Annotated in this window: 24 protein-coding genes and 1 pseudogene; 13 read left to right on the forward strand and 12 right to left on the reverse strand. The window is 73.4% G+C overall.

Features of this window, described 5'->3' with window-relative positions; all coding sequences use genetic code 11:
- The first annotated feature begins 80 nt into the window (after nucleotides 1-80).
- From groL to AB0L74_RS07895, 3 genes are all read left to right on the forward strand, one after another.
- Entirely contained in the window at nucleotides 81-1703 is a 1623-nt protein-coding gene (gene groL / locus AB0L74_RS07885; RefSeq protein ID WP_365646995.1) for a chaperonin GroEL, read from the forward strand.
- A 240-nt stretch (nucleotides 1704-1943) separates the two neighbouring features.
- Nucleotides 1944-3074 carry an NADH:flavin oxidoreductase gene (locus AB0L74_RS07890; RefSeq protein ID WP_365646998.1) on the forward strand — a complete coding sequence of 377 codons (1131 nt, stop codon included), beginning with the start codon at nucleotides 1944-1946 and terminating at the stop codon, nucleotides 3072-3074.
- Between the two features lie 289 nt (nucleotides 3075-3363).
- Nucleotides 3364-3753, forward strand: a complete 390-nt coding sequence (locus tag AB0L74_RS07895) for a hypothetical protein (RefSeq protein ID WP_365647001.1) — start codon at nucleotides 3364-3366, stop codon at nucleotides 3751-3753.
- A 61-nt stretch (nucleotides 3754-3814) separates the two neighbouring features.
- Here the strand turns inward: AB0L74_RS07895 and AB0L74_RS07900 are convergent, their stop codons facing one another.
- Both AB0L74_RS07900 and AB0L74_RS07905 read right to left on the reverse strand, forming a co-directional pair.
- On the reverse strand, nucleotides 3815-4036 hold the full coding sequence (locus tag AB0L74_RS07900; protein ID WP_365647004.1) for a helix-turn-helix transcriptional regulator: 222 nt from the start codon (nucleotides 4034-4036) through the stop codon (nucleotides 3815-3817).
- Nucleotides 4036-4533: a DUF2975 domain-containing protein gene (locus tag AB0L74_RS07905; protein ID WP_365647007.1), complete on the reverse strand. Its 498-nt coding sequence runs from the start codon at nucleotides 4531-4533 to the stop codon at nucleotides 4036-4038. The genes AB0L74_RS07900 and AB0L74_RS07905 overlap by 1 nt, the downstream gene beginning before the upstream one ends.
- Nucleotides 4534-4764: 231 nt before the next feature.
- On the opposite strand from AB0L74_RS07905, the gene AB0L74_RS07910 reads away from it, so the two are divergent.
- The gene (locus tag AB0L74_RS07910; protein ID WP_365647010.1) at nucleotides 4765-5244 is read left to right on the forward strand and encodes a carboxymuconolactone decarboxylase family protein; all 480 of its coding nucleotides are present in this window, start codon (nucleotides 4765-4767) and stop codon (nucleotides 5242-5244) included.
- Nucleotides 5245-5265: 21 nt separating this feature from the next.
- Here the strand turns inward: AB0L74_RS07910 and AB0L74_RS07915 are convergent, their stop codons facing one another.
- The 4 genes from AB0L74_RS07915 to AB0L74_RS07930 form a co-directional block, all read right to left on the reverse strand.
- Nucleotides 5266-5829, reverse strand: coding sequence for a hypothetical protein (locus tag AB0L74_RS07915; protein ID WP_365647012.1), 564 nt, complete (start codon nucleotides 5827-5829; stop codon nucleotides 5266-5268).
- Nucleotides 5777-7264 carry a PTS transporter subunit EIIC gene (locus AB0L74_RS07920; protein ID WP_365647014.1) on the reverse strand — a complete coding sequence of 496 codons (1488 nt, stop codon included), beginning with the start codon at nucleotides 7262-7264 and terminating at the stop codon, nucleotides 5777-5779. The genes AB0L74_RS07915 and AB0L74_RS07920 overlap by 53 nt, the downstream gene beginning before the upstream one ends.
- Nucleotides 7265-7280: 16 nt before the next feature.
- The gene (murQ, locus tag AB0L74_RS07925) at nucleotides 7281-8216 is read right to left on the reverse strand and encodes an N-acetylmuramic acid 6-phosphate etherase (RefSeq protein ID WP_365647017.1); all 936 of its coding nucleotides are present in this window, start codon (nucleotides 8214-8216) and stop codon (nucleotides 7281-7283) included.
- Between the two features lie 145 nt (nucleotides 8217-8361).
- Nucleotides 8362-9309, reverse strand: a complete 948-nt coding sequence (locus tag AB0L74_RS07930; protein ID WP_365647020.1) for a MurR/RpiR family transcriptional regulator — start codon at nucleotides 9307-9309, stop codon at nucleotides 8362-8364.
- A 55-nt stretch (nucleotides 9310-9364) separates the two neighbouring features.
- On the opposite strand from AB0L74_RS07930, the gene AB0L74_RS07935 reads away from it, so the two are divergent.
- Nucleotides 9365-9748: a hypothetical protein gene (locus tag AB0L74_RS07935; protein ID WP_365647023.1), complete on the forward strand. Its 384-nt coding sequence runs from the start codon at nucleotides 9365-9367 to the stop codon at nucleotides 9746-9748.
- A 7-nt stretch (nucleotides 9749-9755) separates the two neighbouring features.
- Nucleotides 9756-10034 carry a DUF4031 domain-containing protein gene (locus AB0L74_RS07940; protein ID WP_365647026.1) on the forward strand — a complete coding sequence of 93 codons (279 nt, stop codon included), beginning with the start codon at nucleotides 9756-9758 and terminating at the stop codon, nucleotides 10032-10034.
- Here the strand turns inward: AB0L74_RS07940 and AB0L74_RS07945 are convergent.
- Entirely contained in the window at nucleotides 10016-11083 is a 1068-nt protein-coding gene (locus AB0L74_RS07945) for a GNAT family N-acetyltransferase (protein WP_365647029.1), read from the reverse strand. The genes AB0L74_RS07940 and AB0L74_RS07945 overlap by 19 nt on opposite strands.
- A 162-nt stretch (nucleotides 11084-11245) precedes the next feature.
- Here AB0L74_RS07945 and AB0L74_RS07950 point away from each other — a divergent pair, with 162 nt between their 5' ends.
- Nucleotides 11246-11692: a helix-turn-helix transcriptional regulator gene (locus tag AB0L74_RS07950; RefSeq protein WP_365647032.1), complete on the forward strand. Its 447-nt coding sequence runs from the start codon at nucleotides 11246-11248 to the stop codon at nucleotides 11690-11692.
- 28 nt (nucleotides 11693-11720) lie between these two features.
- On the opposite strand, the gene AB0L74_RS07955 is transcribed toward AB0L74_RS07950, so the two are convergent.
- Both AB0L74_RS07955 and AB0L74_RS07960 read right to left on the reverse strand, forming a co-directional pair.
- A complete protein-coding gene (locus tag AB0L74_RS07955) occupies nucleotides 11721-12368 on the reverse strand; it encodes a hypothetical protein (protein ID WP_365647035.1) in 648 nt (215 codons plus the stop codon).
- A 59-nt stretch (nucleotides 12369-12427) separates the two neighbouring features.
- Nucleotides 12428-12928 (reverse strand): ATP-binding protein, encoded by a 501-nt coding sequence (locus AB0L74_RS07960; RefSeq protein WP_365647038.1) that lies wholly within the window; start codon nucleotides 12926-12928, stop codon nucleotides 12428-12430.
- Between the two features lie 109 nt (nucleotides 12929-13037).
- Here AB0L74_RS07960 and AB0L74_RS07965 point away from each other — a divergent pair.
- The 5 genes and pseudogenes from AB0L74_RS07965 to AB0L74_RS07985 all read left to right on the forward strand — a co-directional run bounded on the left by AB0L74_RS07965 (nucleotide 13038) and on the right by AB0L74_RS07985 (nucleotide 16149).
- A pseudogene (locus AB0L74_RS07965) lies at nucleotides 13038-13880 on the forward strand (helix-turn-helix transcriptional regulator).
- Entirely contained in the window at nucleotides 13877-14080 is a 204-nt protein-coding gene (locus AB0L74_RS07970) for a DUF397 domain-containing protein (RefSeq protein WP_365647041.1), read from the forward strand. Before AB0L74_RS07965 ends, AB0L74_RS07970 begins: the two are co-directional and overlap by 4 nt.
- A 191-nt stretch (nucleotides 14081-14271) precedes the next feature.
- A complete protein-coding gene (locus AB0L74_RS07975) occupies nucleotides 14272-14475 on the forward strand; it encodes a DUF397 domain-containing protein (RefSeq protein ID WP_365647044.1) in 204 nt (67 codons plus the stop codon).
- A gap of 143 nt (nucleotides 14476-14618) precedes the next feature.
- Entirely contained in the window at nucleotides 14619-15296 is a 678-nt protein-coding gene (locus AB0L74_RS07980; protein ID WP_365647047.1) for a maleylpyruvate isomerase family mycothiol-dependent enzyme, read from the forward strand.
- A gap of 163 nt (nucleotides 15297-15459) precedes the next feature.
- Nucleotides 15460-16149, forward strand: coding sequence for a copper homeostasis protein CutC (locus tag AB0L74_RS07985; RefSeq protein ID WP_365647049.1), 690 nt, complete (start codon nucleotides 15460-15462; stop codon nucleotides 16147-16149).
- 107 nt (nucleotides 16150-16256) lie between these two features.
- Here the strand turns inward: AB0L74_RS07985 and AB0L74_RS07990 are convergent, their stop codons facing one another.
- Nucleotides 16257-18221: a UvrD-helicase domain-containing protein gene (locus tag AB0L74_RS07990; protein ID WP_365647504.1), complete on the reverse strand. Its 1965-nt coding sequence runs from the start codon at nucleotides 18219-18221 to the stop codon at nucleotides 16257-16259.
- A gap of 515 nt (nucleotides 18222-18736) precedes the next feature.
- Nucleotides 18737-20380: a DNA repair helicase XPB gene (locus AB0L74_RS07995; RefSeq protein ID WP_365647052.1), complete on the reverse strand. Its 1644-nt coding sequence runs from the start codon at nucleotides 20378-20380 to the stop codon at nucleotides 18737-18739.
- A 170-nt stretch (nucleotides 20381-20550) separates the two neighbouring features.
- Between AB0L74_RS07995 and istB the strand changes: the two genes are divergently transcribed.
- The gene (istB, locus tag AB0L74_RS08000) at nucleotides 20551-21801 is read left to right on the forward strand and encodes an IS21-like element helper ATPase IstB (RefSeq protein WP_365647055.1); all 1251 of its coding nucleotides are present in this window, start codon (nucleotides 20551-20553) and stop codon (nucleotides 21799-21801) included.
- Here istB and AB0L74_RS08005 read toward each other — a convergent pair.
- Nucleotides 21779-22009 carry a hypothetical protein gene (locus AB0L74_RS08005; protein WP_365647058.1) on the reverse strand — a complete coding sequence of 77 codons (231 nt, stop codon included), beginning with the start codon at nucleotides 22007-22009 and terminating at the stop codon, nucleotides 21779-21781. The genes istB and AB0L74_RS08005 overlap by 23 nt on opposite strands.
- Nucleotides 22010-22030: the final 21 nt, after the last annotated feature.

Raw genomic sequence — 22030 nt, forward strand, 5'->3', positions numbered from 1 at the left:
CACGAGGCCGGCGAGCCGTCCGTCGCGGGCGCGGGCGCGGTCCGGAGGAATCACCCCCAGTCCTGGAGGGACCACTTCACATGGCCAAGATCATCGCGTTCGACGAGGAGGCGCGGCGCGGCCTCGAGCGCGGCATGAACCAGCTCGCGGACGCCGTCAAGGTGACCCTCGGCCCCAAGGGCCGCAACGTCGTCCTCGAGAAGAAGTGGGGCGCCCCCACGATCACCAACGACGGTGTCTCCATCGCCAAGGAGATCGAGCTCGAGGACCCGTACGAGAAGATCGGCGCCGAGCTGGTCAAGGAAGTCGCCAAGAAGACGGACGACGTCGCCGGTGACGGTACGACCACCGCGACCGTTCTCGCCCAGGCGCTGGTCCGCGAGGGCCTGCGCAACGTCGCCGCCGGCGCCAACCCGATGGCTCTGAAGCGCGGTATCGAGAAGGCCGTCGAGGCCGTCTCCGCCGCCCTGCTGGAGCAGGCGAAGGATGTCGAGACCAAGGAGCAGATCGCCTCCACGGCCTCCATCTCCGCCGCCGACACCCAGATCGGCGAGCTCATCGCCGAGGCCATGGACAAGGTCGGCAAGGAAGGCGTCATCACCGTCGAGGAGTCCCAGACCTTCGGTCTGGAGCTGGAGCTCACCGAGGGTATGCGCTTCGACAAGGGCTACATCTCGGCGTACTTCGCCACCGACATGGAGCGTATGGAGGCCGTCCTCGACGACCCGTACATCCTGATCGCGAACTCCAAGATCTCCTCCGTCAAGGACCTGCTCCCGCTCCTGGAGAAGGTCATGCAGTCGGGCAAGCCGCTGCTGATCATCGCCGAGGACGTCGAGGGCGAGGCCCTGTCGACCCTGGTCGTCAACAAGATCCGCGGCACCTTCAAGTCCGTCGCCGTCAAGGCCCCGGGCTTCGGCGACCGCCGCAAGGCCATGCTCGGCGACATCGCCATCCTCACGGGCGGCGAGGTCATCTCCGAGGAGGTCGGCCTCAAGCTGGAGAACGCCACCCTCGACCTGCTGGGCAAGGCCCGCAAGGTGGTCATCACCAAGGACGAGACCACCATCGTCGACGGTGCCGGCTCCGCCGACCAGGTCCAGGGCCGCGTGAACCAGATCCGCGCCGAGATCGAGAACAGCGACTCCGACTACGACCGCGAGAAGCTCCAGGAGCGCCTGGCCAAGCTCGCGGGCGGCGTGGCCGTCATCAAGGCCGGTGCCGCCACCGAGGTCGAGCTCAAGGAGCGCAAGCACCGCATCGAGGACGCCGTCCGCAACGCGAAGGCGGCCGTCGAGGAGGGCATCGTCGCCGGTGGTGGCGTGGCCCTGCTCCAGGCCTCGCAGGTCTTCGAGAAGCTGGAGCTGGAGGGTGACGAGGCGACCGGCGCCCAGGCCGTGAAGCTCGCGCTGGAGGCCCCGCTGAAGCAGATCGCCGTCAACGCCGGCCTCGAGGGCGGTGTCGTGGTGGAGAAGGTGCGCAACCTGACCCCGGGCCACGGCCTGAACGCCGCGACCGGCGAGTACGTCGACCTGGTCAAGGAAGGCATCATCGACCCGGCGAAGGTGACCCGTTCCGCGCTGCAGAACGCCGCCTCCATCGCCGCGCTGTTCCTCACCACCGAGGCCGTCATCGCCGACAAGCCGGAGAAGGCCGCTGCCCCGGCCGGCGGCGGCATGCCGGGCGGTGACATGGACTTCTGATCGACCGGTTCCGGTTGATCGACCGTCCTTTCCGAGGGCGGCACTCCCTGGAGACAGGGGGTGCCGCCCTCGGGCGCGTCCGGGCCCCGGCCGCCCCCGGGCGGCCGGGCGGCCGGGGTGTCGGGGATCACAGCGGTGCGGGTGGCGCGGACGGAATCCGTCCGGGCGGCGGCCGGTTGACGGGGGAGTGCGTTCCATGCACGCGCACATACCGTCCAGTACCGCTTCGAGGAGCCCCACGTGACCGTCACCGCCTCCGAGGCCGCCTCCCGCGCGGCCGACCTCCTCTCCCGTCCGGCCGTGATCAACGGGCTGACCGTCCCGAACCGCATCGCGATGGCGCCGATGACCCGCCAGTTCTCCCCGGACGGCATCCCCGGCGAGGACGTCGTGTCGTACTACGGGCGCCGCGCCGCCGCCGGTGTCGGACTGATCGTCACCGAGGGCACCTACGTCGGCCATCCCTCCGCCGGGCAGAGCGACCGGGTGCCGCGCTTCCACGGCGAGGAGCAGCTCGCCGGCTGGGCGAAGGTCGCCGAGGCCGTGCACGCGGCGGGCGGCACGATCGTGCCGCAGCTCTGGCACATCGGCATGGTCCGCAAGCAGGGCGAGCCGCCCTTCCCCGAGGCCCCGGCCGTCGGCCCCTCCGGGCTGCGGATCGGCGAGAGCGAGCCCACCGGCAAGGCGATGACCCGGCAGGACCTGGACGACGTCATCGGCGCGTTCGCCGAGGCCGCGGCCGCCGCCGAGCGGATCGGCTTCGACGGTGTGGAGCTCCACGGCGCCCACGGCTATCTGATCGACCAGTTCCTGTGGGCGGGCACCAACCGCCGCACCGACGCCTACGGCGGCGACCCGGTCGCCCGCGCCAAGTTCGCGGCGGAGCTCGTGGCCGCCGTCCGCGAGGCGGTCTCCGCCGACTTCCCGGTGATCTTCCGCTACTCGCAGTGGAAGCAGGACGCCTACGACGCCCGCCTCGCCGAGACCCCCGAGGAGCTGGAGGCCATCCTCACCCCGCTCGCCGCGGCCGGTGTGGACGCCTTCCACGCCTCCACCCGCCGCTACTGGGTCCCGGAGTTCGACGGCTCCGGCCTGAACCTCGCGGGCTGGACCAGGAAGCTCACCGGCAAGCCCGCCATCACGGTCGGCTCGGTCGGCCTGAACGGCGACTTCATCGAGGCGTTCCAGGGCCGGGGCGCCGAACTCGGCGGCCTCGACGACCTGCTGGACCGCCTGGAGCGTGACGAGTTCGACCTGGTGGCGGTCGGCCGCGCCCTGCTCCAGGACCCGCACTGGGCCCAGAAGGTCCTCGCGGGCCGCTTCGCCGAACTGGCGCCGTACGACCCGTCGTCGCTGCGGACGCTGAGCTGACGCGCCGGCCGCCCGCGGCGCCGCGCTGACCCCCGGTCCCCCACCGGCGCCGGGGCGGCCCCGGCCCCGGTCCGGCCCCGGTCGTGAACGGCCCGGCTCTCTCTCCCACGTGACGGAGCGTCGCCCCGTGGTCGCGTGCGGGCGATGACGGAGCGTGGTCCCCGGGGCCGGGCCCGAGGGCAACTCCCGGCCGTGGGGCGCGGGTTGCCGGGCGCCTGTATGGGCAGGTCGGACCCGGGGCAAACACGCTGTGTGTCCAGTGTGCGACTCAGCGTGGAGGTGGTGGAGGGTGCGATCGACCGAAGATGTCGTGGAGTCCCTGCGGAAGGCCCTCGCGGGCGTCGGTGTGATCCTGCCGTCCCTGTGCGTGGATCCCGCGACCGGCGCGGGCGACGAGCCGTTCGCCCTCGTCGACCTGGGGCGGTGCAGCGTGCGTACGGCCGAGCGGCTGGCGTCGGTGCTGCGCGGAGAGTGTCCGGCGGTCGGCACGCCGGTGGTGGACGTGCGGGACGGGCGGATGGGGGAGGTGGTGGAGCACGTCGGCGGGGCGGTGCGGTTGCGGCCCGTGGCCGGCGGCCGGCCGTGGGAGTGCCCGGCGGAGTCGGTGGGCCCGGCGGCTCCGGAGGAGGTGCTGCGGGCGCGGCTGCGGTGGGCGAACCGGCAGAGCGCGGGGACGTGACCCGGCCGCCGGGGCCCTGGTGCGGGGCTTGGCCCGGCCCGGACCGCCGGGCGGAGCGGCGTCACCCGGCGGTGGTCTCCCCGGCCTCCCAGCGCAGCAGGTCTCCCGGCTGGCAGTCGAGCACCTCGCACAGCGCGGCGAGGGTCGTGAAGCGCACCGCCTTGGCGCGGCCGTTCTTGAGCACGGCGAGGTTGGCGGGGGTGATGCCGACGCGCTCGGCGAGCTCGCCGACGGACATCTTCCGTCTGGCCAGCAGCACGTCGATGTCGACGACGATCGGCATCAGATCACCCCGTCCAGCTCGGCCTCCATGCGCGCGGCCTCGACGTCGCGGGCGACGGCCTGGGCGAGCAGGGCCCGCAGGACCAGGACGATCAGCGCGACGCCGAGGACCGCCAGGGAGATGCCGCAGACCAGCAGGACGACGCCCGGGGCGACGGCCTCGCCCGGGGCGAGGGTGACCGCGAACGCGAACACCAGGAGCGCCGCCGCCGCGAACGCGCCGATCACGGTGTCCACGTACCGGAAGGCGGCGTGGGAGAAGACCGTGCCGCGCCGTGCCATCGTCACCAGGCGCCATACGCAGACCAGGACGACCTGCGCCGCCACGACGCCCAGCACGATGATCGTGAGGTAGGCGGCCGGCGGATACCCCAAGTCCGCCTCGGCCCCGTCCAGGTCGGCGCCGAGCAGCGGCACCATCACCGCCTGCGTGAACACCGAGCCGGCCAGCAGCGCCACGAGCACGGCGCGCAGGGCCAGCACCGTCAGTCTGCCCATCGCCCCTCCTTCTGCCTGTCTCGTCCCGTTCGGGTCTGTCTGCCGTCGGGCCCGGCCGACCCACGGAATCGATCGTCCAACGATGGAAATCTATCGAGAAACGATAGATGACACAACGGATGCCGCAGCGGTGAGGCGCGTCACACGGAGCCGCTGTCACATCGCGGCGGGCCGTCCCGTCGTAGGGGTGTAGCCATCGACCACGGCAGAAACGGCAGAGGAGTACGGCCCATGGAAGCCCGTTTGAACGTCTTCGCCAGCCCGACCGCGCGCACCTTCCTGAAGCACATCGTCGCCGCGGGCCACGCGCTCAAGGCGGCCGGTGTCCCGACCGCGACCCAGGAGCTGGTCAACATCCGCGCCAGCCAGATCAACGGCTGCGCCGGCTGCCTCGACATGCATACCAAGGACGCCGCGGCGGCCGGCGAGACCTCCGTGCGCATCAATCTGGTCGCGACCTGGCGGGAGGCCACGGTCTTCACCGAGGCCGAGCGTGCCGCGCTGGAGCTGGCGGAGCAGGGCACCCGCCTCGCGGACGGGGCCGGGGTCCCGGACGAGGTCTGGGCGAACGCCGCCAAGCACTACGACGAGGAGCAGCTCGTCGCGCTGGTGGCCCAGATCGCCCTGATCAACACCTTCAACCGGCTGAACGTCATCACCCGGCAGCCGGCCGGCGACTACCAGCCCGGGCAGTACGCGAACTTCGCCTAGGAGTCGCGGGCCCGGGGGTGTTCAGCCCATCGGCTCCACGTCCACGCGGACCGGCGTCCCCCACACCCGCAGCACCTCGTAGTCCGTGAACTCGTGCACGAGACGGTACGCGGTGGCGGGGCGCGGTCCGCGCAGCTGGGCGGCGATGTACAGCTCGGCCTCGCGCCGGTCGCGGCGCGGGGTGCCGCACAGCTGCCACGCCTGGCCGTTCCACGCCTCGGGCAGCCAGCGCTGCTGGGGCTGGGGGCGGTCGCCCCGCAGGCCGTACCGGGAGGGGGCCGGCTCGGCGGGCCGGGGCCGGGCGGGGCCGCCGCCGTACTCGGCGCGGCGGGCGGCGCGGCGGCGGGTCTCGCACAGCAGGCACAGGTCGGGGGCGGCGGTGTCGACCGGGCCGTTCGGATGCTCGGGGCAGCGGGTGGCCGGCGCCGCCGTGGTGACGCTGTCCTCCAGCAGGTCCAGCGCGCGTTTCAGGTCCGCCTTGACCTCGTGCAGCCTGGCGTCCGGGGTGTCGGCGGTGAGGGCCTCGCCGTGCTCACCGAGGAGGCGCAGGGCGCGGCCCAGGGCGGTCAGCTGGGCGTGGTTCATGTCCCTCAGGGTCGCACACGGCACCGACAGGCACCCCTGCCGCGCCGTTCAGGCCGAAACAGTACGTGGCCAGGAACCCGACCGCGTACCCGGTCAGCAGCCCGCCGCCGTAGACCGCCGCCGCCACGGCCGGGCCCGCGTCGCCCGTGAGCAGCGGGAACAGGGCCCAGCCCGAGGGGCCGATCGCCGTCGCCCCGGTCTCCGCCCCGCGCATCGCGAACGCGCCGACGAAGGCGCCGCCCGCCGCCCCGCCCACACAGGCCGTGAGGAACGGGCGGCCCAGGGGCAGGGAGACGCCGTAGATCAGCGGCTCGCCGACGCCGAGCAGTCCGGCCGGGAGCGCCGATCTGATCGTCGTCCGCAGAGAGGTGTCGTGGCGCAGGCGGACGTAGACCGCCGCCGCCGCGCCGACCTGGCCCGCGCCCGCCATGGCGAGCAGGGGCAGCAGCACGGTGTGGCCCCGCTGTTCGATGAGGGTGGCGTGCAGGGGAATGAGGGCCTGGTGCAGGCCCAGCATGACGAGGGGGAGGAAGAGGCCGCCGAGCAGCAGGCCGGCCAGGGCGCCGGTGTGGGTGAGCAGCCAGGTCGCCGCCGCGCCGGTCGCCGAGGCGACCTGCCCGGCCGCGTACATGAGGACGTACAGCGTGACCAGGCCGGAGACCAGGACGGTGAGGGTGGGGGTGAGCAGGACGTCCAGGGTGCCGGGGAGGCGGGCGCGGCACCACTTCTCCACGTACGTCCCCAGCAGCGCCGCCGCCAGCGCGCCCAGCACGCCGCCCTGGCCCGGGGTGAGCGCCGAGCCGAACGCCGTCACCTTCGCCACGCCCGGGTAGACCACGACGGCCGCGACCGCGCCCCCCAGCACCGGGGTGCCGCCGAACTCCCTGGCGGTGTTGTGGCCGACGAACACCGCGATCAGCGCCATGAAGGCGGTGGCGAGGGCGGACAGGGCCGGGGTGAGGGCGGGCAGCCATCCGAGGTTGGCCAGCAGGCCCGCGACGCCCGCGAGGATGCCGCAGCCGATCAGGGCGGGGATGAGCGGCACGAACACGTCGGCGACGCGGCGCAGGGCCGCCTTGCCGGGGGTCGCGCCGCGCCGCTTGTGCCGCTCCTTCAACTCCGCGCCGCGCGCCGCCAGTGCGGCCGCCGTGGTGCTGGGGGGCGGGGTGGCGGGCGCGCGGGCCGGCAGCAGCCGTTCGAATTCCGCCGTCACCCGTCCCACCACCCCCGGGCCGAGCACGATCTGGTACGACTCGCCGTCCTCCACCACGCCCAGGACCCCGGGCAGCGCCCGCAGGGCCGCCTCGTCGACGCGGGAGCGGTCGGCCAGGGCCAGGCGCAGGCGGGTCACGCAGTGGGCGGCGGAGGTGACGTTGGCGGCTCCGCCGACCAGGGGCAGGAGGGCGGCGGCGAGGGCGCGGGCGTCGGTGTGCACCCCCCGAGCGTGCGGGTCAGCCCTCCGCCGCGGCGAGCGCGGCGCGCAGATGGCCGCCGGAGTCCTCCAGAAGGCGGGCCGCCGCCGGGCCGTCGACGTCCGCCAGCAGGATCAGGATGGCGTGCTTCACCTCGCCGTCGGCGGCGGCCAGGGCGCGTTCGATCTCCTCGTCGGCGGCACCGGTGGCCAGGGCGACGATCCGGCGGGAACGGGCGCGCAGCTTGTCGTTGGAGGCGCGGACGTCGACCATCAGATTCCCGTAGGTCTTGCCCAGCCGGATCATCGTGATCGTCGAGATCATGTTGAGGACGAGCTTCTGGGCCGTGCCCGCCTTCAGCCGGGTGGAGCCGGTGACGAGCTCGGGACCGGTGACGACCTCGATGCCGTGGTCGGCGGCGGCCGCCAGGGCGCTGCCCGCGTTGCAGGAGAGGCCGATGGTGAGGGCGCCGCGCGCCCGGGCGTGCTCGACCGCGCCGACCGCGTACGGGGTGCGCCCGGAGGCCGAGATGCCGACCACCGCGTCCTCGGGGGTGAGACCGAGGGCGTCCAGATCCGCCCGCGCCAGGTCCCCGGAGTCCTCCGCGCCCTCGACCGGCGACACCATGGCCTCCCGGCCGCCCGCGATCAGACCGGTGACCTGGCCGGGCGCGGTGTTGAAGGTGGGCGGGCACTCGGAGGCGTCCAGCACGCCGAGCCGCCCGGCCGTGCCGGCGCCCGCGTAGACCAGCCGCCCGCCGCGGGCCATCCGGGCGGCCACGGCGTCGATCGCGGCGGCGATCTCGGGGAGCCGCTCGGCGACCGCCGCGGGTACGGTGGCGTCCTCGCCGTTCATCAGCCGCGCGATCTCCAGGGTGGGCAGGCGGTCGATCCCGGACAGCTCGGGGCGGAACGCCTCGGTGGCCAGCTGCTCCAACTGGGCGCGCAGATCGGGGCGGTGGGAGGGCAGGGTCATGACGGGCGGCTCTCTTCGGTGACTTCCGGTGGGGGACGGGTGCGATGTGCCCGGGAACACGGGAGCGGGGCGGGGCGCGGCCGGACGCGACCGTCCGCGGTCTCCCGCGGCGGGGCGGCCCCACGGTCCCGCGCGGCGCGCGGCCCTACGGTCTCGCGCGGCGCGCCCCGTGCCGGTGGGCCAGCGCCTCGTACGACGCCGCCAGCGCGGGCCCCGCCGTGTCGTACGTCCGCTGCGCCACGCCCACGAACAGGCAGTCCACGACGAGGAGCTGGCTGGTGCGGGACGACATCGCCGCCGGGCGCAGTTCGGTCTCCCGGGAGGTGGCGGTGGTGAGCACATGGTCGGCGTACTGCGTGACCGGGCTGTCGGGGCGGCCGGTGATCGCGATGGTGGCGGCCCCGTGCTCGAAGGCGACGCGCAGCGGCTCGATGACGTCGCCGGTCGAACCGGAGTGCGTGATGGCGACGGCCACGTCCCCGGCGCGCAGCTGGACGGCGTTGGTGACGGCGAGGTGCGGATCGCCGGGGGCGTGGGCTATCAGCCCTATGCGCAGGAGCTTCTGGGTGAGGTCCTGGGCGACCAGGCCGGAGGCGCCGATGCCGTAGACGTCGGTGCGGCGGGCGGTGGCCAGCGCGGTGACGGCCGCGCCGAGCTGGACGGTGTCCAGGCCGGCCGCGGTGTCGGCGAGGGTCCGCTGCTCGTCGTAGGCGAGTTTGGCGACGACGTCGGCGATGGGGTCGTCCACCGCGATGTCGGTCGTGATCGCGGGGGAGCCGCCCGACTGCTGCTGGGCGGCGAGCCCGGCCAGCGCCAGGCGCAGATCGCGGTAGCCGGGGTAGCCGAGCAGGCGGGCCGTGCGCACGACGGTGGCCTCGCTGGTGCCGGTGCGCTCGGCCAGGCCGGTGACCGTGAGGGCGGCACAGCCGGCCGGGTCGCCCGCGACGGCCTCGGCGACGCGCTGCATGGACCGGGTCATCGAGGGGGCCAGCGTGCGCACCTTGGCGACGAGCGCGGCGGGCACGGGGACCGAACCCCGCCTGCCCGCCCGGCCGGTGGCCGGTGCGAAAGTTTCCTTCACGTTCTCGGTCACCTGTGAAAGATATTTTCGGTTCGGTGCCGGGGTCAAGAGTGCGCACAATGGGTGCATGGACCCCATCAGCCCCCTGGAGCAGGCGTTGCACGCGGCGCGCGCCCTCGTGCTCGCCGATCTGGTCGCGGGCGAGGTCGCCGAGGCGGACGTGGTGTCCCTCGTCGAGGACTCCGTGGCGCAGCGGCGGTGGTGGGTCGAACAGTGGCCGGACGGCGCGGAGTACGTCGCCGGCCTGGTCGCGCAGGACGTGCAGGACGCGCTGCTGGAGCGGTACGGCCGCTGGCCCCTGTGCCCGGTGTGCGGCTCCGGCGACCCGCACGCCCTGGACGTCGAGCCCGAACTCGGGCCCGACCCGCACTGGGTGTGCCACAAGGCCGGCGTGAAGGTGGCGGCGGTGGGCTCGCTGGGCGCCGCCACCGGCGGCACGGCGTCCTCGTGAGGCTCCCGTGACGGTCTACATCGATCCGCCGGCCTGGCCGGGCCACGGCCGGATGTGGTCGCACCTCGTCAGCGACGTCTCCTTCGCCGAGCTGCACGCCTTCGCCGCCCGACTGGGCGTCCCCCGCCGGGCCTTCGAGCGCGACCACTACGACATCCCGGAGCACCGCTACGCCGACGCGGTGCGGGCCGGCGCCGTGCGGGTCGGCAGCCGCGAGGTGGTGCGGCTGCTGCGCGCGGCCGGACTGCGGCGGCCCAAGGGGCGTGCTCAGCCGCGCAGTTCGTAGGCGGGCCGCTCGCCGTCCCCGGCGACCCGGGTGAAACCGGCGCGGGCCAGGACGGCCTGGGAGGCGAGGTTGCCGGGCTCGGTCGCCGCGCACACGGACGCGACGTCCTCGCGGGCCAGCGCCCACGCCGACAGCGCGCGCAGCGCCTCGGTGGCGTAGCCGTGGCCGCGGGCGGCCTCGACGAGGTCGTAGCCGACTTCGACGCGGCCGTCCTCGTCCGGCGGCCCGTGGAAGCCCATGGCGCCGACCGCCAGCCCGTCCTCCCGCCGGACCAGCGCGAACATCCCCCACTCGGGCCGCAGTACGCCCTCCTCGTACTGCTTCACCACGATCCCGGCCCCCTCGCGGGTGCCCTCCAGCGGCCCGCTCCCGGCCCAGGCGAATCCGCCGTCGCCGCCCGCGCCCAGGTCGGCGGCGGACGCGGGGGTGACGCCTTCGAGGGTGAGCCGGCCGGCCGGGATCACCAGGTTGTTCGACCAGCGCCACCCGGTGACCGGGGCGCGGCCGGGCAGCTCACCGCGGCCGGTGGCCCACAGCAGGGTGGGCCAGGGGGCGGGGCCCGGCCGGACGGTCGGGAAGATCCGGGTCAGCGCGTAGGAGACCACCTCGGCGGGCGGCTCGTACACCAGTCCCAGACTCCGGGCGATGTCGTGCGTGTGCAGCAGCACCTCGGTGACGCCCATCGCGGCGAAGCCCTCGCGGTTCGCGCTGCGGAAGGGGTAGGGGTGGAAGGCGCGGACCTGCCGCGGGGTGGTGCGGACGGCGGCGGCGAGCAGGCCGCCCGTCGCCTCGATCACCCGCAGCGCGCCCTCGTTGCCGGCGCCCTCCTCCAGCCGGATCTCGAACGGGATGTAGCCGTCGGCCGCCCGCCCGGTCAGCTGGGCCGCGTAGCCGACGAGGCACTCCGCGATATGCGTCGCCGTCGCCCGGCAGCTCCATTCCAGCCTGTGGGCCCGCGGCCCCTCCCAGTCCCGGTCCACCGCCGTCCGCAGCAGCGCCACGGCGCTCGCGACGGCCTCTTCGACTCGTTCCCCGCCCACGTTCCGCATGGGCGGCAGGCTACGGGGCGGGCGTCCGGGAGGCGACCGCATTTCAAGCGGTTCAAGCGGTTCAAGCGGATCAACCGGGTCCAGCGGTTCAACCGGCGGCGGGCTCGGCGGCGGGCCGGTGGCGGGTGTTCACCGCCGCCCCGGCGTGGCACCATCGCGCGTGTGGCCAGTAGATCCACCGAAGCCCAGCGCCTGGGCGACCTCGCCCGGCTGCGCCGTGTCCGCGACCGGATCGACCGGGAGTACGCCCGGCCGCTGGACGTCGAGGCGCTCGCCCGTGGCGTGCACATGTCGGCCGGGCATCTCAGCCGCGCGTTCAAGGCCGCCTTCGGCGAATCGCCGTACAGCTATCTGATGACGCGGCGCATCGAGCGCGCGATGGCGCTGCTGCGCCAGGGCGACCTCAGCGTCACCGAGGTCTGCTTCGCGGTCGGCTGCGCGTCGCTGGGCACCTTCAGCACGCGCTTCAGCGAGCTGGTCGGCATGCCGCCCAGCGTCTACCGGCGCGAGGCGGCCCGCGCGACGGCGGGGCTGCCGCCGTGCGTGGCGAAGCAGGTGACCCGGCCGGTCAGGGAGACGGGGGAGCGGACCGGCTCGGGACCGGGCTGACCGGGCCGGGCCCGCCGCCCGGGAAGGGCTACCGCACGGCCAGCAGGTCCAGCTCGGAAGCGAGGTTGTAGCGGGCCGTCGCCTCCCACTTCTCGCGGCCGTACGGCGTCCGGAACAGCCGGGGGAACTCCAGCAGGTGGCGCAGGACCGCGGCGCGGCCCTCGCGGAAGGCGTCGCCGGGCACGAAGTGGTACTCCTCGCGGACGGCCGCGGTGTAGGCGGCGTACGCGGACGGCGGCGCGGCGAGGATCGCCAGGTCCGCGTCGCACAGCACCTGCCCGTCACGGTCGTCCTCGGCCGGGTCGTGGGTGACGGTGAGCCGGACCAGACGGGCGACCTCGGCCGTCTTCTCCTCGGGCACCCCGGCCTCGGGCAGCGCCCGCTCGGCCAGCCGCGCCGACCGCTCCTCGTTCTCCGACCGCTCCGGCAGGTACACGGCGTCGTGGAACCAGGCGGCCAGCCGCACCACGTCCGGATCGTCGGCGTACTCCTGGAGGACGTCGACGTGGTCCAGGACGGCGGTGAGGTGCGTGAGCGTGTGGTAGCGGCGCTGCGGCTCCCGCCACCGGGCCAGCAGGTTGTCGGCGTACGGCGCCGGGTCGGGGCCGGAGCCGGGTCCCCGGACCGCCTCCAGGGCGCGGGCGAAACGGGAGCGAAGGGCGTCGAGATCGGCCATGGGGCCATTGTCCCCGGGGCGGACCGGCCCGCGGTGCTTCCTCCGGCAGCGAGATCCGGTCAGCCCGTGGCTCCCTGGGCCCCGTGCACGTCGCCGCGGAGATCCACCTCGGCGCGTACCGTCTTCCCGGGACCGCCCCCCTTCCGTGGCTCGACGAACAGCCGGCTCACCAGGCAGGTCACCAACCACAGGCCACGGCCCGCTTCCGCCTCGGGACTCCCGGGGGCGCACGGCCGGGCCGGCGGCAAGCGGTCGCCCTTGGTGTCGGTGACCTCGACGCGTACGCGATCGCGGGCGGCGGACAGCGTCAGGCTCAGCCGGAAGTCGCGGCCGGGGACCCGGCCATGCGTCACCGCGTTCGCGGCGAGCTCCGCCACGACCAGGGTCAGCGTCTCGTTCACCTCCGAGCCGTACGGGAATCCCCAGGCGTCCAGGCGGTGGGAGGCGAGCCGTCGGGCCAGGCGAGCCCCGCGCGGCGTGGAGGTGAAGGTCATGGCGAACTGCGCCTCGGAGCCGGTGGTGTGCCCCGTCTTCCCGAACGGGGGAATTTCGGTCGTCATGCCGGGCAGCTTCGTGCCCCACCCGTACGGTGACCAGTCACGACGCCCTTACACAGCGCTGCTGTGGGGGTGTTGTACGTAACTGTCGGGGCAGGGAAGGGGACGGTTGATGGCACAGGTTCCGGGGCCGTCGGCGGCGCGGGAAGCGGACTCCGTTGACGAACTCCTGCGGTGCTTCGGCAGACAGGTGAAGATCCTCCGCGAGCGGGCCGGACTCACCCAGGCCGCACTGGCTCAACGGCTCGGATACAGCGAGGCCCAGATCGCCGCGATCGAACAGGGGCGGCGGATTCCACGGCCGGAGGCCATCGACAGGCTCGACAGTCTGCTGGACGGCGACGGGCTGCTGATCGCCATGAAGCAGGCCATCGCCTTGGCGCGGTATCCCGCATTCTTCCGGGACGCGGCCCGTATCGAGGAGACCGCGGTTGAGTTCCATCAGTACGCGCCACTGATCGTGCCCGGCATGCTTCAGACGGAGGAGTACGCCAGGACGATGTTCGCAGTCTGGCGCCCGCGCCGCCACGAGGCGGAGATCGAGCAGATGGTGGCCGCCCGCCTGGCTCGGCACAAGCTTTTCAGCCGCAGGCCGTCCCCTGTCCTCAGCTTCGTTCTGGAAGAGGCGGTCCTCCAATGACCCATCGGTGGTGCAGAGGTGCTGCGGGGACAGCTTGAGCACCTGCTCCTCACGACGCAGAATCCGAACGTAGAGGTCCAGGTGATGCCGACTCTGGCAACCGACCATGCCTGTGTGGACGGTCCCTTCACCCTCATGGTGCCGGAAGGAGGAGAACAGGTTGCCTACCTGGAGAGCCAGGGGAGCGGCCGGGTCATCACTGACAGGGAAATCGTGCGTGGCATCGCGGCGCGGTATGGGATCATCCGGGCTCAGGCGCTGTCCCCGAGGGAATCCGTGCGCCGCATCGAGAAGCTGCTGCAAGGAGACTCATGACAAGCGAGCAGTCCACGAGCCAGTCACTCCCTTGGTTCAAGTCCAGCTACAGCGGTGGATCTGGCGGTGACTGTGTTGAGGTTGCCACCGCTTGTTCTTCCGTCCACATCCGCGACTCCAAGGACACCGGCCGGGGCTCCCTGACCGTGTCCCCCGCCTCCTGGTCCGCCTTCGTCGACCATGCCGGTCGTCGTCACTGACCGGAGAGCGGCATAGCAAACACAACAAGATCGCCCGCGCGGACGGCGCCCTGGACCAGGTGGCGCTCGGCGAGTGGGTGCACGCCGGGGATGTGCGCGGCTTTTGCCGTCCGGTATGGGATCTTGCGAGCACTCGCGCTGTCCCCTGCCGAATCCGTGCGTCACATCGAGAAGTTGCTGCAAGGAGAGCTATGAACACCGAGCAGTCCCAGGCACAGTCGCTCCACTGGTTCAAGTCCAGCTACAGCGGTGGCGCAGGTGGTGAGTGCCTTGAGATCGCCGCTCTCCCCCACTCCGTCCACATCCGCGACTCCAAGGACACCGGCCGGGGCTCCCTGACCGTGTCCCCCGCCTCCTGGTCCGCCTTCGTCGACCATGCCGGTCGTCGTCACTGACCGGAGAGCGGCATAGCAAACACAACAAGGTGCATATGGCCGCACCAGGTCCTGGGGCCGCCCCTTCGGGGGCGGCCCGAGTGTTTTCCGGGAGGAATCGTTGGCCCGTTTGCGGGCGAAGCACGAGGGTTAGCGTGGAGACCATGACGACACCTGCCGACGTGAACGAGGTCCGTGATCCCGAGCTGCCCGGGCGGCTCCTGACCATCGAGCGGGACGCGCTCGTGCCGCTGCTGCGCTCCCGGCCCGACGAGGACTTCACGCTGCCGGTCGCCGCCTGTCCCGGCTGGACGGTGCGGGATGTGCTCGCGCACTGTTCGGCCGCGCTGATCCGGGTGGTGGAGCGGCGTTTCGAGGAGGGCGTCTTCTCGCCCGAGTCCAACGCCCGCGACATCGCCGAGCGGGCCGGGTGGACGCATCAGCGGGTCGTCGACGAGCTGGAGCGCGGCATGACCGAGGCCGGTCCGGTGATCGCCCGCGCGGATGGCGCCCTGGACCAGGTGGCGCTCGGCGAGTGGGTGCACGCCGGGGACGTGCGCGAGGCCCTCGGGGAGCCGGGGGCGTACGCGGGGCGCGGGCTGCCGGACGCGCTGGCGCTGCTCGCCACCGTCACCCGCGCCCGGGGCCATGTGCCGCTCCACGCCGACCTCGACGACGTGGACGAGCCGCTGAAGCTGGGCGAGGTGAGCGGCGAGCGGCCCCCGGGGCGCTTCATCGGCGACGCCGCCACGCTCGTACGGCTCTACGCGGGGCGGCGGGCGGACGGGGCGGCGTACGAGCTGGCGGGGGTGGAGGAGAGGGAGCTGAACATCTTCGGGTGAGTCACCGGAGGACGCCGGTGGCCTGCGAGGCAGGCGCTGATCGGGCGTTTTTCCCGCGTGATCCGGGGGGTTCGCGGGGCCCGGGGGCGTAGTCTTGGACCAGATTGGACTAGACCTGTAGCCGCCGTCGTACCCGGCGAACGTATCCGACGAATGGGGTCCCATGAGCAAGCGTGCAGTCCTGGAGGTGATCGCCCTCGACGCCGAGGACGCGGTCGCCGCCCAGGCCGGAGGCGCGGACCGCCTCGAACTGGTCACCGACATGGCGGCCGACGGGCTCACCCCGTCGGCCCGGACCGTGGCCGCGATCCGGGCCGCCGTCGACATCGACGCCCGGGTGATGCTGCGGCTGGCGGACGGCTTCGCCGCCGGGGACGTCGAGCGGCTGGCGCGGGTCGCGGGGGAGCTGCGGGAGGCGGGCGCGGACCAGTTCGTGCTCGGCTTCCTCGACCCGCACGGCGGCGTGGACCTGGCCGCGGTGGAGCGGGTCGCCGGTGTGCTGGACGGCTGCCGGTGGACGTTCCACCGGGCGATCGACCGGGCCGCCGACCGCGACGCCCTGCGCAAGCAGCTCGCCGACCTGCCCGGCCTCGACACCTATCTGACGGCCGGGGCGGCCGGCGGCGTCGACGAGGGGCTCGGTGTCCTGCGCACGGAGGCGCGGCGGCGCGGGGAGCCGGGGTACGGGCAGCAGCTCCTGGTGGGCGGCGGCCTGCGCCTGGACCACGTTCCGGCCCTGCTGGCGGCCGGGATCGATGCCTTCCACATCGGCGGGGCGGCCCGGCCGGAGGGCTGGGCCGGGCCGGTGTCGGCGGAGGCGGTCGCCCGCTGGCGGCGGGCCATCGACGGCTGAGCGACGGCCACCCGGCCCGTTGAGCGGCGGGCCCCCGGCGGTTGAGCGGCGGCGGCCCTCGCGGCAAGCCGCCGCGGGTGCTCGCGCGCCCGCGGGCCCCGCGCCGGTCAGGCGAGCTGCGGCGGCAGCGGCGCCGCGTGGGTGATGATCAGGCCGGACACGGCCCGGGTCAGCGTCACGTACAGGCGGCGCAGGCCCGTGCGCTCGTCCGGCTCGCCGTCCACCACGGCCCTCGGTTCGTCCAGCACCACGTAGTCGTACTCCAGACCCTTGGCGAGCGAGGCCGGGACCAGCGTCAGGCGGGTGTCCCGGGTCGTCTCCTCGCCGGGGCCGAGGTGGGCGATGCCCGCCTCGGCCAGGGCCCGCGCCAGCTCCGGGACGCGGGCGTCGGCGGCGATCAGGCCGACCGAGCCCTCGCGGCCCAGCAGCTCCCGGCAGGCGCCGGCCACGTCGGCGGTCCCGGTGGCCTCCCGGACCTCGAAGAAGCCGGGGTTCTCGCGGATCGACCGCACCGGCGCCAGACCCGGCGCGATGTGCGGCAGCAGCCGGGAGGCGTAGGCGATGACGTCCGTCGGCACCCGGAAACCGGCCGTCAGCTCCTCGATCACCGCGTCCTCCTTGCCCAGGTGGGCCAGCGCCTGGCGCCAGTCGCGCGTCGCCCAGGGCGTGGTGCCCTGCGCCAGGTCGCCCAGCACGGTCGCCGAGCCGGTGGTGCAGCGGCGGCCGACCGCCCGGTACTGCATGGGGGACAGGTCCTGCGCCTCGTCGAGGACGACGTGCCCGAGGGAGGGGGTGCGCTCGATCAGGTCGGCGGCCTCGTCGATCAGCACGGCGTCCGCGGGCGACCACCGCGCCGACTTCACCGACCGGGCCGGCTTGGCCCACAGGACCGCCTTCTGCTCCTCGGCGGTGAGGATCCCCTCGGCGTGCGCGGCGAGGAAGTCCGCGTCCGCCAGCAGCCGCAGCACCAGTTTCGCCGGGTCGACGGCCGGCCAGATCTCCTTCACGGCCGCCTTGACCGCGCCGGTGCGGGCCACCGCGTTCTGCACCCGGTCGTCCGGGGCCTCACCCGCCCGTTCCATCTGCACCAGCACGGCGTGCGCGACGCGCTGCGGCAGGGCCTCGCGGGCGGCGCCGTAGCGGATGCCGCGCCCCAGCAACTCCCGGACGATCTCCTCCAGTTCGTACGCCGGAACCCGCCAGCGGCGCGACCCGCGCACGACCACCACCGGCTCGGTGGGCAGCGTCACGTGCGCGTACAGCGCCCGGCGCAGCACCTCGGCCATCCGGGCGTCGCCCTTGACGGCGGCGGCGCCGGCGTCGTCGGTGCCGCGCACCTCGACGCGCGCCACCAGATCGTCGACGGTGGCCTGCTCCACCGCCAGCTCCCCCAGCGCGGGCAGCACCTGCTCGATGTAGTGGAGGAAGGAGCGGTTCGGCCCGATGACGAGGGTGCCGGTGCGGGCCAGCCGCTCGCGGTGGGCGTACAGCAGATAGGCGACCCGGTGCAGGCCGACGGCCGTCTTCCCGGTGCCGGGGCCGCCCTGCACGCAGACCGTGCCCGACAGCCCCGAGCGCACGATCTCGTCCTGCTCGGGCTGGATGGTCGCCACGATGTCCCGCATCGGGCCGACGCGGGGCCGCTCGATCTCCTGCTGGAGGAGCCGGCCCGCGCTCGCCGTCTCGGCCGGGTCGGACAGGTGCTCGTCCTCGTACGCCGTGAGGTCGCCGCCGGTGTAGCCGAAGCGGCGGCGCAGCGCGATGTTCATCGGGTCCTTCTTGGAGGCCCGGTAGAACGGCTGCGAGACGGGCGCGCGCCAGTCGATCACCATGGGGTCGCCGTCGGCGTCGTGGACGTGCCGCCGCCCGATGTAGAACCGTTCCCCCTCCGCCCCTTCGGCCCGGTCGGCGCCGGGCGCGTGCAGGTAGTCGAGGCGGCCGAAGAACAGCGGGGTGTCGCCGAGGTCGGCCAGCGCCTTGACGCGTTCCTCGATCTGCCGCTCCAGGACCTGGGCGTTGACCCAGTTCGCGGTGACGTCGCGGATGTCGAGGGACTCGGCGTCCGCCCGCATCGCGCGCAGCGCGGCGCGGGACGCGGCGAGGTGGGCGCGCTCCCGGGACAGGGGGTCGTCGTCGACGGGTGCGGACGACGTGGACGGCGCGGGGGGCGTGGGCGGCGTGGACGGCGTGGACAAGGGGGTGCCTCCGGGGGACCTGCTGGTGTGGCGGCCGCGTCGGCCGGCGGCCGGGTCGGTGCCGGCCGGTTTCCGTCCGGGCGGCGGCTCTCCGGGAGGGAGGCGGGGCAAGAGCGGAGATTGTAGGGGAGCGGAAAGAGCGGAGGCCAATGATTTCCGCGGCCGCTCCCCCGAAGCGGCCGGGCCCCTGAAGCGGCCGTCCACGAGGCGGCCGGTCCCCGGGGCGAGATCCCGCCGACACCCCTGAGTACGGCGAGGAAGCGGGCGCGTGCCGCAGGTGAGGCCCCGGGGCACGGGTGACCCGACGGCACACCGCGGCGTGCCTCTCCCTCTCCCTCAAGGCCCGCGTCCCCGCCTGCTCCTCCCCGCCGGGGCGGGGAGGAGCAGCGCGGTCAGCTCTCCGCCAGCAGCTCGTCCGCGTCCACGATCCGGTACGCGTACCCCTGCTCCGCCAGGAACCGCTGGCGGTGGGCGGCGAAGTCCTGGTCGATCGTGTCGCGGGCGACCACCGAGTAGAAGTGCGCCTGGTGACCGTCGGCCTTGGGCCGCAGCACCCGGCCCAGCCGCTGGGCCTCCTCCTGGCGGGAACCGAAGGTGCCCGACACCTGGATGGCGACCGTGGCCTCCGGCAGGTCGATGGAGAAGTTGGCGACCTTGGAGACGACGAGGACGTTGAGCTCGCCCTGACGGAAGGCCTCGAAGAGCTTCTCGCGCTGGGCGTTGGACGTCTCGCCCTTGATCACCGGCGCCCCCAGGTGCTCGCCCAGTTCGTCGAGCTGGTCGATGTACTGGCCGATGACAAGGACCTGCTGCCCGGCGAACCGGCGGACGATCGCCTCCGCCACCTTCCGCTTGGTCGCGGTGGTCGCGCAGAAGCGGTACTTCTCCTCCGCCTCGGCGGTGGCGTACGCCAGCCGCTCGGCGTCGGTGAGGTTGACCCGGACCTCGACGCAGTCGGCGGGCGCGATATAGCCCTGCGCCTCGATCTCCTTCCACGGCGCGTCGAACCGCTTCGGCCCGATCAGGGAGAACACGTCCGACTCCCGGCCGTCCTCGCGGACCAGGGTGGCCGTGAGCCCCAGCCGCCGCCGCGCCTGGAGGTCCGCGGTGAACTTGAAGACCGGCGCGGGCAGCAGGTGCACCTCGTCGTAGACGACCAGGCCCCAGTCGCGGGAGTCGAACAGCTCCAGGTGCGGATAGACGCCCTTCCGCTTCGTCGTCAGCACCTGGTACGTGGCGATGGTGACGGGCCGGATCTCCTTCTTGGTCCCGCTGTACTCGCCGATCTCGTCCTCGGTCAGCGAGGTCCGCTTGACCAGCTCGTGCTTCCACTGCCGGGCCGAGACGGTGTTGGTGACCAGGATCAGGGTGGTCGACTTCGCCTGGGCCATGGACCCGGCGCCGACCAGCGTCTTCCCGGCGCCGCAGGGCAGGACGACGACGCCGGACCCGCCGTGCCAGAAGTTCTCCACCGCCTGCTTCTGGTAGGGCCGCAGCGTCCAGCCGTCCTCGCGCAGCTCGATCGGGTGCGCCTCGCCGTCGACGTACCCGGCGAGATCCTCGGCGGGCCAGCCCAGCTTCAGCAGCACCTGCTTGATCTGGCCGCGCTCGGAGGGGTGCACGGCCACCGTGTCGGCGTCGATCCGGGCGCCGACCAGCGGCGCGATCCGCTTGGACTTCAGGACCTCCTCCAGCACCGGGCGGTCGGTGGTGGTCAGCACCAGCCCGTGCGCCGGGTGCTTGGACAGGGTGAGGCGGCCGTAGCGGTCCATCGTCTCGGCGATGTCGACGAGCAGCGCGTGCGGCACCGGGTAGCGGCTGTACTCCACCAGCGCGTCCACGACCTGCTCGGCGTCGTGCCCGGCGGCGCGCGCGTTCCACAGCCCGAGCGGGGTCACCCGGTAGGTGTGGATGTGCTCCGGCGCCCGCTCCAGCTCGGCGAAGGGCGCGATGGCACGACGGCAGTCGTCGGCCCGCTCGTGGTCGACTTCCAGGAGCAGGGTCTTGTCGGACTGGACGATCAGCGGACCATTCACGCGCGGCACCCTTTCGCTAGCGCGGCCGGACGGCTCGGCCAAACGTCCAGTGTGCCTGATCGTGACAGCGGGACGCGGTGTTCCGCACACCTTGTCCTACAGAATGCCTTTTCATTCCAACGTGTGGTGTGGTTCGTCTTTCTGGAGGAAAACCCGAAGAATAGCGAACCGTGCAGAATACGCCGACCACGACGCTCGGATACGCGCTCTTCGCCACCCGCTGGCTCCAGGCACCGCTGTACTTCGGTCTGGTCGCCGCCCAAGGCGTCTACGTCTACAAGTTCTTCAACGAGCTGTGGGCGTTAATCCTCCGATGTGTGACCGGACAGGCGACCGAGACGTACGTCATGCTCGCCGTCCTCAAGCTGGTCGACGTCGTCATGATCGCGAACCTGCTGATCATGGTGATCGTCGGCGGCTACGAGACCTTCGTCTCGCGCATCGGTCTCCAGGGCCACCGCGACCAGCCGGAATGGCTCTCCCACGTCAATTCCAACGTGCTGAAGGTGAAGCTGGCCACGGCCATCGTGGGCATCTCGTCCGTCCATCTGCTCCAGATGTTCGTGGACGTCCACCACACCGACCGCCACGCCCTGCTGTGGGGCACGGTGATCCACATGGCGTTCATCGTCTCCGCGGCGATCCTGGCGTACATGTCCGGTCCGATGACCGGGCACGGCGGACACGGCGGACACGGCGGACACTCCAAGAACCCCGCGCCCCGCGAGGGCGAGGCGGGCGAGGCGCATGCCGCACCGCCCGGGGCTCCCCACGACCGGGCGGCCCCCACCGTCCCGCTGCCCATCCCCCGGCAGGCCGGCGTCCTCGCCCACGAGACCGGCGCCGAGGCCCGCGTCCAGGCCGCGGGCTTCCCCTCCCGCAAGCTGCTGGAGGACTTCGACGCCGGCCACCCCCGCGACTTCGACCGGGAGACCATGGCCCGGCTCGGCAAGCTGGACTTCATCGCCGACCGCCGCAACGCCGTCCTGGCCGGCCCGCCCGGCACCGGCAAGACGCATCTGGCCGTGGGCCTCGGCGTGCGCGCCTGCCAGTCCGGGCACCGGGTGCTGTTCGCGACGGCCGCCCAGTGGGCGGTGCGGCTGGCGGAGGCGCAGGCGGCGGGGCGGCTCGCCGAGGAGCTGGCCGCGCTCGACGCCTACCCGCTGCTGATCGTCGACGAGGTCGGGTACGTCCCCTTCGACGCGGACGCCTCCCGGCTGCTGTTCCAGCTGGTCGCCCACCGCTACGAGCGCGGCTCGCTGCTGGTGACCGGCGACCGGCCGCCCGCCCGCTTCGGCGAGGTCTTCGCCGGTCCGGCCGGGCCGGCACTGGTGGACCGGCTGGTGCACCGCGCCGAGATCGTGCGGATCGACGGGGACAGCTACCGGCTGCGTCGCGCTACCTCAGCATGGGCAGATTGATGGTGCCGAGGCCGAGCAGCGGTCCTTCGATGGTGACGGCCTCGGAGATCAGCGGATCCGCGCCCGAGGCCTGCTGCGACAGCGCGGGCGGTGCCGCCGACGCGGCCACGGCCACGGGGGCGAGGACGGTGGCGAGGGCCGAGGACAGCAGGACGGTGCCGGTGGCGGCGAGCGCGGAGCGGGCGTACGGGGGCAGCGTGTGACGCATGGGGAACCAGAGCCTTTCGCG

This window comes from Streptomyces sp. NPDC052020 (assembly GCF_040680575.1).
GTDB lineage: Bacteria > Actinomycetota > Actinomycetes > Streptomycetales > Streptomycetaceae > Streptomyces.